Source organism: Enterobacter sp. J49, assembly GCF_002148625.1.
GTDB lineage: Bacteria > Pseudomonadota > Gammaproteobacteria > Enterobacterales > Enterobacteriaceae > Enterobacter > Enterobacter ludwigii.
This window is the reverse complement of record NZ_MWPY01000031.1, coordinates 38,097-51,505: the sequence shown is the minus strand read 5'-3', so window position 1 is coordinate 51,505 and position 13,409 is coordinate 38,097. Positions and strand designations below refer to the sequence as shown.

14 protein-coding genes are annotated in these 13,409 nt (G+C 52.6%); all 14 read right to left on the bottom strand.

What is annotated here, in order from left to right; all coding sequences use genetic code 11:
• Positions 1-786 (bottom strand): type-F conjugative transfer system pilin assembly protein TraF, encoded by a 786-nt coding sequence (gene traF, locus BJP35_RS12055; protein WP_256971751.1) that lies wholly within the window; start codon positions 784-786, stop codon positions 1-3.
• Positions 783-2,642, bottom strand: a complete 1,860-nt coding sequence (gene traN, locus BJP35_RS12050) for a type-F conjugative transfer system mating-pair stabilization protein TraN (protein ID WP_086463174.1) — start codon at positions 2,640-2,642, stop codon at positions 783-785. Before traN ends, traF begins: the two co-directional genes overlap by 4 nt.
• Positions 2,639-3,202, bottom strand: a complete 564-nt coding sequence (gene trbC / locus BJP35_RS12045; RefSeq protein WP_086463173.1) for a type-F conjugative transfer system pilin assembly protein TrbC — start codon at positions 3,200-3,202, stop codon at positions 2,639-2,641. The genes traN and trbC overlap by 4 nt, the downstream gene beginning before the upstream one ends.
• Positions 3,203-3,211: 9 nt before the next feature.
• Positions 3,212-4,201 carry a conjugal transfer pilus assembly protein TraU gene (traU, locus tag BJP35_RS12040; protein WP_086463172.1) on the bottom strand — a complete coding sequence of 330 codons (990 nt, stop codon included), beginning with the start codon at positions 4,199-4,201 and terminating at the stop codon, positions 3,212-3,214.
• 93 nt (positions 4,202-4,294) lie between these two features.
• Positions 4,295-4,921, bottom strand: a complete 627-nt coding sequence (gene traW / locus BJP35_RS12035) for a type-F conjugative transfer system protein TraW (protein ID WP_046889144.1) — start codon at positions 4,919-4,921, stop codon at positions 4,295-4,297.
• A gap of 138 nt (positions 4,922-5,059) precedes the next feature.
• On the bottom strand, positions 5,060-5,500 hold the full coding sequence (gene trbI / locus BJP35_RS12030; RefSeq protein WP_086463171.1) for a type-F conjugative transfer system protein TrbI: 441 nt from the start codon (positions 5,498-5,500) through the stop codon (positions 5,060-5,062).
• Positions 5,476-8,079, bottom strand: a complete 2,604-nt coding sequence (traC, locus tag BJP35_RS12025; RefSeq protein ID WP_086463170.1) for a type IV secretion system protein TraC — start codon at positions 8,077-8,079, stop codon at positions 5,476-5,478. The genes trbI and traC overlap by 25 nt, the downstream gene beginning before the upstream one ends.
• Positions 8,076-8,519, bottom strand: a complete 444-nt coding sequence (gene traV, locus BJP35_RS12020; RefSeq protein WP_179193659.1) for a type IV conjugative transfer system lipoprotein TraV — start codon at positions 8,517-8,519, stop codon at positions 8,076-8,078. Before traV ends, traC begins: the two co-directional genes overlap by 4 nt.
• A 161-nt stretch (positions 8,520-8,680) precedes the next feature.
• A complete protein-coding gene (locus tag BJP35_RS12015) occupies positions 8,681-10,021 on the bottom strand; it encodes a TrbI/VirB10 family protein (protein ID WP_086463168.1) in 1,341 nt (446 codons plus the stop codon).
• Positions 10,008-10,778 carry a type-F conjugative transfer system secretin TraK gene (gene traK, locus BJP35_RS12010; RefSeq protein ID WP_086463167.1) on the bottom strand — a complete coding sequence of 257 codons (771 nt, stop codon included), beginning with the start codon at positions 10,776-10,778 and terminating at the stop codon, positions 10,008-10,010. Before traK ends, BJP35_RS12015 begins: the two co-directional genes overlap by 14 nt.
• Positions 10,759-11,331 carry a type IV conjugative transfer system protein TraE gene (gene traE / locus BJP35_RS12005; protein WP_086463166.1) on the bottom strand — a complete coding sequence of 191 codons (573 nt, stop codon included), beginning with the start codon at positions 11,329-11,331 and terminating at the stop codon, positions 10,759-10,761. Before traE ends, traK begins: the two co-directional genes overlap by 20 nt.
• 21 nt (positions 11,332-11,352) lie before the next feature.
• Positions 11,353-11,658: a type IV conjugative transfer system protein TraL gene (gene traL / locus BJP35_RS12000; RefSeq protein WP_086463165.1), complete on the bottom strand. Its 306-nt coding sequence runs from the start codon at positions 11,656-11,658 to the stop codon at positions 11,353-11,355.
• 17 nt (positions 11,659-11,675) lie between these two features.
• Positions 11,676-12,080 carry a type IV conjugative transfer system pilin TraA gene (locus BJP35_RS11995; RefSeq protein ID WP_086463164.1) on the bottom strand — a complete coding sequence of 135 codons (405 nt, stop codon included), beginning with the start codon at positions 12,078-12,080 and terminating at the stop codon, positions 11,676-11,678.
• A gap of 550 nt (positions 12,081-12,630) precedes the next feature.
• Complete coding sequence (locus BJP35_RS11990; RefSeq protein WP_179193658.1) at positions 12,631-13,368, bottom strand: helix-turn-helix transcriptional regulator; 738 nt, start codon at positions 13,366-13,368, stop codon at positions 12,631-12,633.
• Between the last annotated feature and the right edge of the window lie 41 nt (positions 13,369-13,409).

The following is a 13,409-nucleotide window of genomic DNA, read 5'->3' as shown; positions in this document are numbered from 1 at the left end:
TCAGTACTGTGCCTTAAAGTCCGTTGCCACATCGAGAAAACGTCGGGCGAGATCGTCCTGCGTCATAAAACCGTATACCAGCGGCTGAACATTCCCCTTCTTTGGGTCAACCAGCAGGACGGCAGGAAGATAACTGACCCCCAGACGACGCGCTTGTCCACTGTCCGCTCGCGTCTGAGGGAGCGCCTCGCTGCGCGTGCCATCCACACTCACCGGGATAAGCGACAGGCCGTACTGCGTGGTAAATTCTTTCACGCTGGCGGCCATGAGGCTGTCGATCTGATTATGCCCGCGATAAAACAGAAAAAGCCCGTAGCGCTGACCCAGCGAATGGATGGCCATTCTTTGCCTCTGGTGACTCTCATTTTGCTGCAGAGTGGCCGTGCGGTTATAGCGACTGTGCTCAAGGTTGTAATCCAGCGCCGGGTAATCCAGCAGGGCTTTTTTGGCCGTCTGCGTGAACTGGCCGGAAAGACGTATCAGATAAGCCTGCAGACGCAAAAAATCTGCCGCGTGCTGTTCCGAAGGTGAAAGAATTGCGCGGTAAAGTCGCTGTTGCGTCAGCTTTTTCAACAGGGCCATCTGCAGGGTCGGAGAAAGGCGGCTGAGGGGAATGTTCTCCTGAGTGTCCGCCTCGTCTTCAGGGCGGGGTTCGTTGTACCAGTGCCAGCCAACAATGGGTCGTTCAACATAGGTATTTATCGTGGCAAGCCCCATGGCGGTGTCCTCGCCCTTCGCAACAGGGACGATCACAAAGATAAGCAGCCCAATAAAAAAGACCTTCACTGAGCACCGTCCTTCATTTTGTCTGTGATTTGCTGTTTTATCCGTTCGATCAGGAACTGGTCTTCCGGAAGCGTGGTGCCATTCTCAAGATCATCATAAAAATCAGCAAAGTTAAGGGCACTGAAATCAAGGTGCTGTAGCTCAGCCACGCTCAGCCCCCGGCAGTCGGGTGATTCCCCGCGCCCGAATCCTTTCCCAAGCTGCCCCCTTCGCCCCTGCTCCTGAATGATTTTTGCGAGCTTACTGTCAAACTGGCAATACCCTTCTTTCCTCTCGGTGCAGACGCCCAGCACCTTGTGCGCGCAGTATCCCCCGACATAGATGGTCAACTTCCGTGCTTTTGCCTGTCCCAGCGCCTTTTCCTCGGAACTGCAACTGGCAAGCCCCGTATCCTGCCCCCAGCCGCTATCCCTGCAGCAGTTACTGAATCCAGCCATGGCTTTACGACAACTAATGGCCTTGCCGGTGAAGGCCGACACGTTCATGCTGTTCAGTTGAGCCACGTCCTTTCCTGCCGCGGCCAGTGCCGCAAGACCAGATACGGCGGAGCGAAAATCAGCGTTCGGCTTGTTTTCTGCGTGATCGCAGCTGCCGTCAGCACACACCAGCTCGCCCCCACACAGGTGTGCGGTGCTGTGGGTGTGTTTTTCACAGGAGAAGACCACATGTTCACGCAGACAGGTATCACTGAGCGATGCAATGCAGGCAATACTGCCCACAGTGCAGGCGGGATTTTTCATGTAGGATTCGCAGGTACCGCTATCCGGCGATTGTGAAATATAGGTATCGGTGTACTGCCAGCAAGCGCTGTGCAAGGTAACTGGTTGTCCGTTAATGATAAAGGTGCGGTTTCCGCCCGGCAAAGTACACACGCTGCCGGTTTTGACCTGCTCAGACGGATCAAATGGACAGGTCTCCGTCCACACCACGTCCGGCACCCACTTTTTCTCTCTGACCTGCATCTCGAGCGTGAGGCTCATTTGACCGTCAGAGCCATTTTTCAACCAGTTCAGGGTCTTCCGGGCATAATTCTGGCAGCGGGACGGATTCCCGCGCAGACAGTTTTGATTTTCAATCTCTCCAGCCGGGGAGAATCGATCTTGACTGAGGGTTGCCCCCGTCGCACCGATTAAGACCCATGAGTTCTCCTTTTTCGCCACGGAATCTTCGTTCACTCCCCACCAGCGCATGCGGTAGGAGAGATTTCTGTCAGTAAAATGCAGGGTAAGCGTGGCACGGATCACCGTTCCTGATGCGGGTGCACGAAACTGAAATGTCACGCGTTTGTCGCCATCGTAGCGGTAGACAAAATCGTTATTGCTCACGCTGAACGTTTTCGTGATGACGATATCTTCGGCGTGTCCCCCGCCCGGCCCGGCATTTCGGGTGCAGGTAAGCTCTACAGCAGGCGTGCGCTCACAGGTAAAACCGGTAATCTGCGTGTTATTGATCTCGACGTCGCGACACTGCGTGTCGGTGTCCTGCGTCAGGCTTTCCGCCTTATCCTCAACCTCCAGCGATCCGTGAATAAAGGGGGCATCCGTTGAAATCCGGTCTGGTGGACGATGCTTGATCACATCCAGCAGGGTTTTGCCTGCCTCAGTGTGATTCATCTCCCGGGTACCCTCACTGTCAAGCGCACTATTCTGGTCTGCCGTTATCCCGCCATACAATTTCGACTGTTCCGGGCTATCCGTAAAGCCGGGGATTAATGCCGCCGGATCGGCATTTTTCAGGGTGTCCAGTCCTTTTCCCTTTTCACCGTTGGCGTAATGGGAGGCTTCGTCATACTGCGTATTTGCCAGAGCGCATGCGCAGTAAAGTATGCCAGTAAGGACGCTTAATAGGAGTTTCATTTGTCCTCCCGTATTCCAGCCAGAAACTGCCGGGCAACGTCGCGACACTCTCCTTCTTCAGCAATGCGTGCCAGCGCCTCCTTTATCCTGAGATTACCGGTTAAGCGGTCATACCCTGCCTCACAGGTCACTACCAGGGCGGGCACCGCGCTGATGTCATAACGTTCAAACAACAGGGGGTCAATCTGAATACCGCCGGCATTTTCTGTCCGTATGAGTTCAAAAAGCACCCGTACCGTTTCGTGAAAATCATTATTGATAAGACCATTGACCAGCACGGGAACATGAAGATGGCTGGCCTGCGCAATCATTAGCTTCAGGCCATCGCGCGGCACAGAAAAAGAGAGAAAATACAGTATCTGGCGCGCATCTCCCTCAGCGGCTGGCCGAAACGGTTTCCCGGCGACGGTCGTATTTGGTGAAAAGACAACGGGTGGTCGGAGAGCCCGCGCCTGTAGGTTAGGATGGGGTAATCGCAGGGATTCGTCCAGGCTCAGAGCCTGTGCACAGGTAGCGGTCAGCAGCCCGCCAGACAGCAGGATAACGATCATATTTTTCATGAGGAGATCTCAAAGAAAAACGCAGTTGCGTTTGCGCCAGATGAGGTAACCGAAGTTCTGCCGGCTGGCCGGTGTGGCATGGCCGGCTTCCCAGGCCATCACGGTTCGGCCAAAGGGGTGACACCGTGCCGAATCGGGGTACATATTCACCATCTGATACCGGAAGCGGTCTTTTGGCATGACCGGAGAGGGGTATTCAAAACACACTTTATTGTTCTGACCCACGCTGTTCATGATCATGCCCTGCCGGTGCAGTTTGTATGCCATGCGTTCTGACAGCAGCACACTGGCTGCCTGCGGGCTGGCCTGGTCAGGAACAAATCCCGTGAAAGGATAAAGACTCCCGTGTGAACCGGCACACCAGAACAGAGAGTTGAGGGGCATGGATACCGCGCTGGCCAGGGCATCCGCAGCACAGGCCCCCTGAGCGACGGGGTTCGCAAACAGAAACGCCTCGGGAGACAGTACCGATGCGAGCGAACTGTCATTCCAGGTGGGGTCCAGTTCGGAAAGATACCCGATGTCCATATCGCCCCCCTGCATACACCCGAGATCGGTAATAATATTGAGCCACCAGGTCAGCGGGTATTTGTACCAGTGGACGTGATAAAACGCGGCAGTATCATCCCCACCCTGACGTTTTCCACCACCACTGCCAAGTTTGCCGGCAGAGATACTGAATCCGCCCAGATTCACCATACAGTAAGGGGCCCGGGTCACGTCGGTGAGAGCAAAGGGTTCCCAGTACCCAATCGCAATACCAATACGGTAAAGCTCACTGACCGGGCAGATCTGTACAGGACTGGACGGATTCTCGGTATCTGGTTCATTGCCGGCCGCCACCGGTACATTGCCAATCGTCAGAGGGAAAAGGCACCGCCAGCAGATATCGGTGATCGGATTGACAAAATGTCCCTGACACTCCGGTGCAGAAGCCCGTACTGTCGCTCCGGCACTGAGTAATGCCACCAGCGCCAGGACGGATAATGTGTCTTTCATTCGCGTCTCCTCTCGATTTGAAACCTGACGAGGTCAGGATGCTACAGACGTCCTCTTTCCTTGTTCCGCTGCGCGACGATCAGGGTGTTTTTTTCATTCCTTCGGCAGTGCGGCGGAGGTGATTTTCAGACGTCGTCCGTCCTGTACTACCCGGGCCGGGATATACGTTAACTGCAGCCTGCGGGATATGACGCCCTGCTGATCGAAGTAAACCCGTGAAGACAGGCTGTCCGACGCCTCCCGCACGTTTCCGTTCACCAGGATGATTTTGTAATGGGGTGTGGAAGGTTTCTGAGCCTTCATCCAGGCGATCTGTCGCTTATCATCGCCATCGATAAAATAGAGCGTGAGATTCAGGGAAAGCGTGTCGAGGGGATTGATGCGATCACCCTGATGAACGAAGACGTGATTTCGTGCGTCCGCGATGTCCTGCTCCGCGGTAAAAGTGGGATCATACCAGGAGACATGTTCCCGGGAGTCTGCTTTCAGGCCAGGTACCGGAACCGGACGAAGTGCATGTGCTTCCACCCGCTGCGCAAACTGGTGCTGCAGAGCAGAGAGCGTGCCGTCGTTCATCATTGTCGCCAGTCGCGTCTGGATAAACGCGAGAAAACTCTGTTCCGCAACCGGCCAGGTATCACCCCAGGTCCCCAGATCTTTCGCCTGAGACTGTGGCGAAAGCCCAACCAGTAAAAATACCGCGATAAGGCTGTCTCTCATCGAAATTCTCCTGATTGCCCGGCTCCGGACTAAGGGCCCTGAGAGTAAGCTCACGATTGATGACGTGAACAGGCTGGTTCATAACCGGTAACGCAGTTATTCGTTAACTGTGTGATGACAAAAAATTCGCCGTTGTCATTAACGGAGCAGGTCTGGCTTTCTCATCATGGGCGCTGACGCTGCCGACATGCGTTTCGCCACGTCTGCCTGAATCTCCGGTGTAATATCCGGTGCGCCGGCGACCACCGCCGGTGCCACCAGGATGATCACGTCGTGATGTCGTTGCCAGTCAGTTAGGGCGCCGTTGAGCGCGGCACTGAAAAGGCCCGTGGTTTTTTTTACCCTCTCCTCTCCGGGGTGTTGATGGCTTAACTGGGCCATAAAGCTGTTTACCGTGCCCTGCATATCAAAGGTCACCACCTCCTGCTGTCGCGAACAAAAAATGCTCACCATAAGCCACAGATTCAGGAGGAGCAGAATGCCGCTGACAGCCGCCACTGATGTGGCGATACATCGCCAGCTGCGTTCCCGGCGTCGCGACCGTATGCATTTTGTTATCGGGATCTCTGTTGCGTCCATTTCAGAAGTAACTCCATTTCATCAGGATACCTATGGCAGGCCAGACGCCAGACCGTCTCGGCAACACTGTTCCCCTCCCGCAGACTCTGCTCCCGATATTCAAAATCTTTGCCATCGGAGGAGGACATCACCCGACTGAGCGGGTCGAGAAGCAGACGGTGATAAGAAACCTGACCGGCGACACGCAGCATAAAGGCACTAAAGTGGGCATCTTTGGCAGACGGGAAACCTTCAATGATGCTCTGTTCAGCAGGGCTGAACTGCCCTTCATTTGTCTGGTTATATTTGCGAAACGCTTCTAGATTCTGACGCAGCAGGATCTTGAAGGATGAATTCGACCAGGCCGCTCTGGCTGCGATACTGGCCTTGTCACCATCAAAATCTTCGATTCCCTGTGTGATGGTGATATAGGCGCCGCCGTATTTCCTGGCCGTTCGGTAGCCATTTTCAATAAAGTCGCCGATAAAACCGCTCTCACTTGCGAGCAGTTTCCAGGCTTCATCAATGATGGCGGCCTTACGTTCACTCCTTGGCGAGAGGAACATGCGCTGTTCGACATAAATCATCATGGAAAACATGATGGCGGCCAGAAGATCGGGTTTGTTCTTGAGTTTGCCCATTTCCAGTACACAAAACCGAACCGAATCATCCAGCGCCGGGTTTGGGCTGTTGAAATACTCCCCGTATATGCCGCCGGTGGTGTATTTGTGCAGGGATACGATAATTTCTTCCATCCGGTTTCGTACGGTATCGGCTGTACGATACTGATCGGATACAACCAGGGTCTTAAGATGCGCGACGACATCATCGATTAGCGCCGCATTTCTTTTTTCCATCCAGACGCTTTGCACGGCGTTCAGAAGAATGGATTTGGTGGTATCGCCAACACCCCCTGACGGGCATGACAGAACCAGGAGTAAATCGCGAATACTTTCCGCCGATTCAACAATATTCACGACCCCTGCAAAGGGGTTAAATTTCAGCTCAGTGGCGTCGACATACATGCCCCCCACATTGGCACACAGTGTTTTATAGGAATCTCCCATGTCGAAAACCCATGCTCGTCCTTCGCTCTCGAGGAGCTGGCGAATAAGGGTTTGCATGAGGAAGGATTTACCGCCACCTGACGTCCCGCATATACCCAGGTTATAGTTGTCATTACCCAGCCCGGAGTCACTGTCAAACAGATCCAGAAACGAGAGCTGGTTGCGATAAGAGGGGATCGGCACGCCTCTGGAGCAGATCCGGTTGTCCGCGACAACGGGCATCAGATTCGCCACATTGAACGCTTCTGCCCTCAGCGTGGCGCCACTGCGCTTCATATCACTCCATAACCCTTCCGGCATCATGAAGGGAAACAGCGCGAGGTAATTACGCATCTGCATAAACGTAGGCGGGCACAACACAATCCCGTTGGCACGAAAGGTATTGTTTAATGCCAGCTCGCACATCAATGCTTTTTCGTCATCATCCTCACAAAACAGCGTGACGCTCAGGCTGTAACGCGCCAGCGCCGACTGTCCTTTCGAGAGGCGGGAGCGCAACCCATCCCATTCCCGGGCCGCCGCTTTTACACCGGGTACCCATTTTCCGAAGGGAGAGTTTGCACGTTTGTCGTTAGTGGCAAATTTCCGCAGCGCTTCGTTCTGACTCTTTGCCTGAGGCTCCAGCTCTGTTGTCAGGGTTATGGCGAAGGGACAGGGTACGGTTGATCCGGGATCCAGGAGGTTACTGAGGTTATTTCCCGCCTGCCACAAGGCAAACTGTTCCGGGTTTTTCTCCGGCATGAAACTCATTATGCGCGTGGAGATTCGTTGGCCATTGGCCGCAGAGAGGCTCTGGCGAAGACTGTCTGCCCTGACTTCAAGCGTGATTGAGGGTTCAACACATTGTGCGTTCAGTTCTTCATAGGGATCCACCTGACGGGACGGTGGCATGACCTGGTCGTGACGATAATTGATTAGCTCACGTACCAGCCCCAGTAATCCCCCATCATTAACCAGCATGGAATGCAGGCGGACAGCAAAGAGAGATTGCTGAAGGATACTCAGCGTTTGGCCAAGCGAGCTGAAGACGCGGTCATCGAGACGACGACATTCTTCTGCGTAGCTGATAAACAGACGGTAATTACGTAGCGAGAGTGGATATCCTTTGTTATTTGGCAGGCCATAGAGGGCGCCGCGCTCATAAAATGCGCGGGTTATGCGTGCAAATTTGTCCGCATGTTCACCCCGCCAGCTCATTCCCGTCAGGCCCGTATCCAGCATATCACTGATACATTTACTCCCCAGAAGCAGCACGCTGAGGGGTCTTTCACGGGGAAGTTTGTTGCGCAAAAAATTGTCCAGCGCATCCACAATGCTCTCATTCGCACCGATGAGCGGTATACATTCGAGAACAAATCCGACGGTGGCGCTGTTGATGAACATACCGGTTTCAGGGTCGAAATGCCGGTAGGGAAGCATGCTGAGCAATGAGGGATAGTCCATCTCCCTCAGCACTGCGTCCGCTTCCGGTGCTCCGTCCTTGATGTGCCAGCCGGTAAGCATGCGTCGGAAAAATTCATTATAGAGGGTCATTTTCTGTACCCCATCCAGTGGTCAGGTACCGCAACGAATGAGACAACAGAAGGGGCATGATAAACGTCTTCCTCATCCACCCAGGCCGCAATCCACAGGCGCGCAACAACCGGGCCGGCTCTTCCGGGCAGCTTCGCTCGGGTCTGCGTGTTTGAGGCCATGAATGCGTCTGACCCGCTGGGTGAATACCCTCCCATGCCTGCCAATACAGTACGGGTGAATGAAGATGGCTTTGACGATGGCATGTCAGAGAACGCCGGTATTCTGGTTTCCCCTTTTCTGCTGGCTTCAGCTGGCAGGTGCCGGGCTATCTGGTTGGCGTCCTCCATGGTCAGGCAGCGATCGTGAGCCAGCGATTGACAGTCAAAATCCGTATTCATTCCAGCGCAGCCTGAAAGCAGGCAAATACCTGTAAACAAAGCTGTCAGATTCCTGGTCATAGCTGGGTCCTGTGGGCTGAGAAAGGTTGTGAAGAATGGGGGGAGAAATCGCGTGAAGGTATGGGAAGAGCGCGGACTTTCCGGCATCGCATACAGCCCATTGGGATCCGCATCCGCTCTTGTATTACCATGGTCGTGAAGTGGATCTTCGGATAGCAGCCTTATTTCCATGTGGCCGGTGACGGATTCGCCGTTCCAACGGCGTCACCCAGTTTGAGCTCGTTTAACACCTCTTTCGTGATGGTGATACCATTATCTGAAGATGTTTCAGGTGGTGTCTGCCGGGTTGATTTTGCTTCCTCTCCATCGACATACCTGAGCTGAAAACCTTCCTGAAACACAACAGAGACGGAGACGCCTGCCCCGACAGGGATGACGGGGTGATATTGCTCAGCACGCTTGATGAAATATTCCGACAGGGTCTTCCCTGCCTGGGAGGTCCCCCCGCCCAGACCCGCGCGAGCAACTTCTCCACTCGTTACGCTGTGTGAGGAGCCAAGACCGACCGTCGTTGATCCGACGCTGGACATGGCGCCTCCCATGGCATCAATGGCTCCGCCGGCAAAAGCAAACCCGACTATTTTACCGTTACGTATCACGGGCGTCGCACGGATGCCGTTTTTGCCCATAAAAGAGATATGACCTTTGATTTTCTGATCGATGATCCGGTTATGGATGCGGCATGACAACCGATCGGTGCGCAACAGCGCTCTTTCGCTGGAGATGTCGCCATACGCGGCGGCCGTCACGAAGCAACCGCGCAGATCGTATTCACCGTCATTCGGGAGTATCACTTTCCCCGTCAAACGAAACTGCATGGGAGAGGAGGCACTCTCCCCTGTGACCGATGCATTCGCATCAGCGCCTTCAATCACCGTCGCTGGGGCAAAACTGCCAGAAGGGATATAAGGCAGAGAGTGACGTTTATCGTTGTTACGGCTGTACGCGACGGTCATGGTTGACAGCTCAGACGAGTGCTGCGCACGGTCTGAGGTCACCGTCTGGTTCATCGGGGGCTCCGGATAAAATGCCGTTGGGGGAGGCACTGATGTTGGTAAGGATGTGCCGACAGGAAGTTGAGGTTCGGCCCTGTCGCCCCGCAGTTTGAGTGTATCGGCATGATGTTCTGAACGCAGTGAGTCCATCTGCGTCTGAAGATGTTTTAATGCATCGTTTTGCATCTGGACCGTTTTCCGGTACACCTCATTTTCTCCGGTGATCTTCGTCAGCTGCAGCTCAAACTGGTGCAGTTTTTTGTCCACCTCAGATGCCGTGTGCTGCAGGTCAGCGACTGCGCTTTCACTGACCTTTTTGCCAAAGGTAGTAGAGGTCACCGCCCCGGTCATATCCGGTACAGGTTTAGCTGGCTGTTTTTTTCCGGGCGCAGACCGGGAAGGGGATCCAATGTACCAGGCTACAATACCTGCGCCTGCAAGACCCAGTAATAGTGTCACCAGCAAAGCCATCTGCTTGTTGCGCGTCATCTCGTTAATATTGGTCACTATGCGCCTTCCCATCCTCATTCTCACTCGAGGCGGTCATCCATACAGAGGCAGCTTCGTCAGGCATTAATCGGGTTTTGAAAGGAAAAATCATCACGGCGCGAACGCCTTGTGCCTGAAATAGCGTCTCAGTGAACGCCACCACGTGATGGTCTGTATTGCGGACATTCAGCCGATAGAGACGCAGCTCTCCACCGCTCCACATGTCCACCGGCTCCACCTTGAGTCCGTTAGTTAACTGAAGCCGTGGCAGGGCGACGACCGGAGCCTTCAGAAAACCCTGCGGTGTCTTTCCCTTCAGAACAGCCTTCTGTATATCGGTCAGCAAATGGAGGTAAGGCTGCGATCTCTCCCATTGACGGGTGGACTCATTCTGCGCAGGTGTACCGGAGATGAAATGCAGCACCCGGCCCTGTCTTTTCTGCGGCAGGCCGATAACCGAGACCGTCAGTCCCCCTGCCGTGCGTAAGTAAAATGTGAAGGGCCTTGTTTGCGTTGTCATGAGCACAATCCCCCCGTTCGCCTGTCCCTGGACCTTGTTGGCATTGACAAACATGCCCTGGACACTGTCGACAGCAATAATACGGTCTCCCGGTACGACAAATAGATTGGGATCTGTGTTGCTGATCGCGATTCTGACCTGGCTGTCAGGTCCGACGGGAATATCAACAGGGGGGAGGGATACAGGCCTGGCAAGAACCTGGAAATTCCCGCTGGCGGCTAAAAACAGCCCGAACTTAATGTAACGCAGACACATTTGCCTTCTCCCTGAATGCTTTGATGGTGACCATCCCTCGTCGATAACGGAGTTCCAGTCTGAGAGTCTTCTCTTCAGGCGGTTGCTTACGACTGCCTATCCATTGCTGAACAGTGCCATGAATATCCACCATGCCTGCGGACGGGTAAGTATCCAGGCCTGAGAGATAGAATGCCGAGGTGACGTTATTATCAATGACCCGCTGGGCTTCTTCCTCCAAGACGTCCTGCATGGCAGGACGTGTCTCATTGTCGAAGAATCGCAGCAATGCCTGATGATTGGCCTTAACCGATTCAGGAGAAACGTTGTAGCGAAGCAACACTAACGATTCGGCGGTCTGCTCGAGATAGCTCGCATCGGTTCGGTTGCGGGACAGCGTAAAGGATGCATCCAGTCCCATCGGAATATAGGTTTCCTCATGACTGTCAATCAGGGCATCGATCTGTAACCAGGCCAGCGTATTGCCACTCAGGGAGATGACAAGCAGCCCCAGGAGCATGACAAATGCGAGCGAGGTGTAACGCCCCATAACGCGGTGCGCCTTCAGTTCCACACTCTCCCTCCTAAGGTTTACTCAACGAAGCCACAACCGGTATGACGAATCAGGTATTAATTTGTATCTGCCTTTGAAAAGCATCGAAGGAAAAGACCAGTAGCAAAGGTTAAATAACCAGGTGGAACCTTTACCCTTTTTGAAATGTTTTAATCCCGTCCAGAGTATGACTGACATGATCAGGCCGGTTAGATATTGTCCCGTATAAAAGCCCCATGCCATGGGGCAAAAAACTGCGAGCGTTTCGTCTGTGGGTAATCCCACGGGACCTGACCGTTCATTCAGGGTCTGGGGAAAAATAAAGCGAGCAGCACGCGTTTCATTCATGACGGTTGCCCAGCTTATCAGCCACCCGACCGGGCGGAGATAATGGCAAACACCACTTTTGTCACCACGATGAATACCGGTATAAAAAGGAAAGTAGCCGGATTGTGGTTACGCAGATAGAGCAGAAAAACCAGTACGGCTTCAGCCAGCATGAAGTAGTACATCATAGTGGAATCCGGACCAAACGTATCCTGAGCGTCTGCTTTGCCTGCAGAAGTCAGATCTTCAGCGTGCACCATGCCCCGTGCGGCAAGCCAGAGCAGTAGCGAAACCGCAAGATATTTTAACATCACTGGCGCCAGACGACGGTTAGGCCACCTCGGGAAAAGGGTCACCACCCCAGCCATACCGCGTAAAAACCAGAACCTTTCAGGCAGCCAGGCTAAACGCTCATCACGCTGTTTATGCAACGTCTTAACCATATTTCTTCCTCAAACAGGATTAACAGGAGATCAAATTTCTCTCGTCATGAAAGTCATTCTGGGCAAGTCTTTTGCTCGTGGACGCTACCGCCCCAGGATGTCAAACCTGTCGTGGGGAGAACACACCCGACAACTCCTGCGACAAAAGAATTCCCCTTTTCCTGAACGCATCACGTGATGCCAGAAAAAAACCTCTCCGGATATAATTTAAGCCCAGGTAATCGACGTGTTTTGCACTAAATACTAAAACCGTCACCAAGGCTTATTCATTATGATAAAAAAAGTTCGGATAAAAAGTTAGACAGATGTCGAGTGATAATAACCCCATAGTGCCTATAATTAAGCCTGAAGTTAACGCGTCCTCATATCTTCGTTATTCGTAGTGAGAAAAATCAATATACTCACTTAAAAACCATTTTCTTTATTATAAAAAACATTCCTTATTCAATAACAATCATTCTAAAAGATGTTGAATCGGAGAGGAGGCGTTTTTAACGGATGAGTTTTAAGACAGGCTACAGACAGCCACAATATGAATGGAAAAGGTTATTCATAGTCTGATGATGGCAGGTGATGAAATCAATTTTTCTGGAATACGATTGATCCATTTATGTTCTTCCGCCGCACATAACAATCCCTCCCGATTAAAAACACCTAACTTTGCATAAACATTTCTGGCTTTGTTTTCCACAGTTTTAGGGCTTACACCCTTATAAGCCGCAATTTTTCTGATTGAGCATCCGCAAATAATCATCCATGCTGTTTCCCATTCTCCTGGCGTGATTCTGGCCAGCGCTTTCTGTTCGGATAACGTTATCAGACTGGTCCTCTTCCTTGTCGGTAATGCTCCGGGCAACAGAGACGAAAACCAATCTATACGTTGATTACATTCCGCCAGATCGGCCAGAAAAACCATCAAACCTCCCCTGTTTTTGTATTCGCAGGGCATTAAGGTCATGATGAACGCTCTGACGCCGTTTACATCGCAGAAAATGTTCCAGACCAAAAGATTGATTGTCTTTTTTTGTTCAGTAACCAGTGATTCAAAACTTTGTATAATTTCACTATTTCTGCCCGCATTTTCTGTTACGTAATACTCAGGAAGATCAGAATTAAAAGTGATTCCAGGTGGCAGGAAGCGAGAATTAAATCCCTCGCTGACATCGACAATGTGATGGCAGGAATCTTTAATGTACCAGCATTTTATGGAACGCTTGTGAAAAAAATAAATATCACGATAAAGCTGTTGGGCTTCGGTTTCATCTTGTGGGTCTTTCTGCACCTGCATATTCGGCTCCTCAAACATCGATAATGACAACGCCACTTTTT

Bases quoted from the DNA above. Each gene is read 5' to 3' on its own strand.
- traU (WP_086463172.1), bottom strand. From the start codon at position 4,201: ATGAAAGACACATTATCCGTCCTGGCGCTGGTGGCATTACTCAGTGCC.
- BJP35_RS11990 (WP_179193658.1), bottom strand. From the start codon at position 13,368: ATGCAGGTGCAGAAAGACCCACAAGATGAAACCGAAGCCCAACAGCTT.
- traC (WP_086463170.1), bottom strand. From the start codon at position 8,079: ATGACCCTCTATAATGAATTTTTCCGACGCATGCTTACCGGCTGGCAC.
- traN (WP_086463174.1), bottom strand. From the start codon at position 2,642: ATGAAACTCCTATTAAGCGTCCTTACTGGCATACTTTACTGCGCATGC.
- traW (WP_046889144.1), bottom strand. From the start codon at position 4,921: ATGAGAGACAGCCTTATCGCGGTATTTTTACTGGTTGGGCTTTCGCCA.
- traV (WP_179193659.1), bottom strand. From the start codon at position 8,519: ATGACCAGGAATCTGACAGCTTTGTTTACAGGTATTTGCCTGCTTTCA.
- trbI (WP_086463171.1), bottom strand. From the start codon at position 5,500: ATGGACGCAACAGAGATCCCGATAACAAAATGCATACGGTCGCGACGC.
- BJP35_RS11995 (WP_086463164.1), bottom strand. From the start codon at position 12,080: ATGGTTAAGACGTTGCATAAACAGCGTGATGAGCGTTTAGCCTGGCTG.
- traK (WP_086463167.1), bottom strand. From the start codon at position 10,778: ATGTGTCTGCGTTACATTAAGTTCGGGCTGTTTTTAGCCGCCAGCGGG.
- trbC (WP_086463173.1), bottom strand. From the start codon at position 3,202: ATGAAAAATATGATCGTTATCCTGCTGTCTGGCGGGCTGCTGACCGCT.
- traL (WP_086463165.1), bottom strand. From the start codon at position 11,658: ATGAATGAAACGCGTGCTGCTCGCTTTATTTTTCCCCAGACCCTGAAT.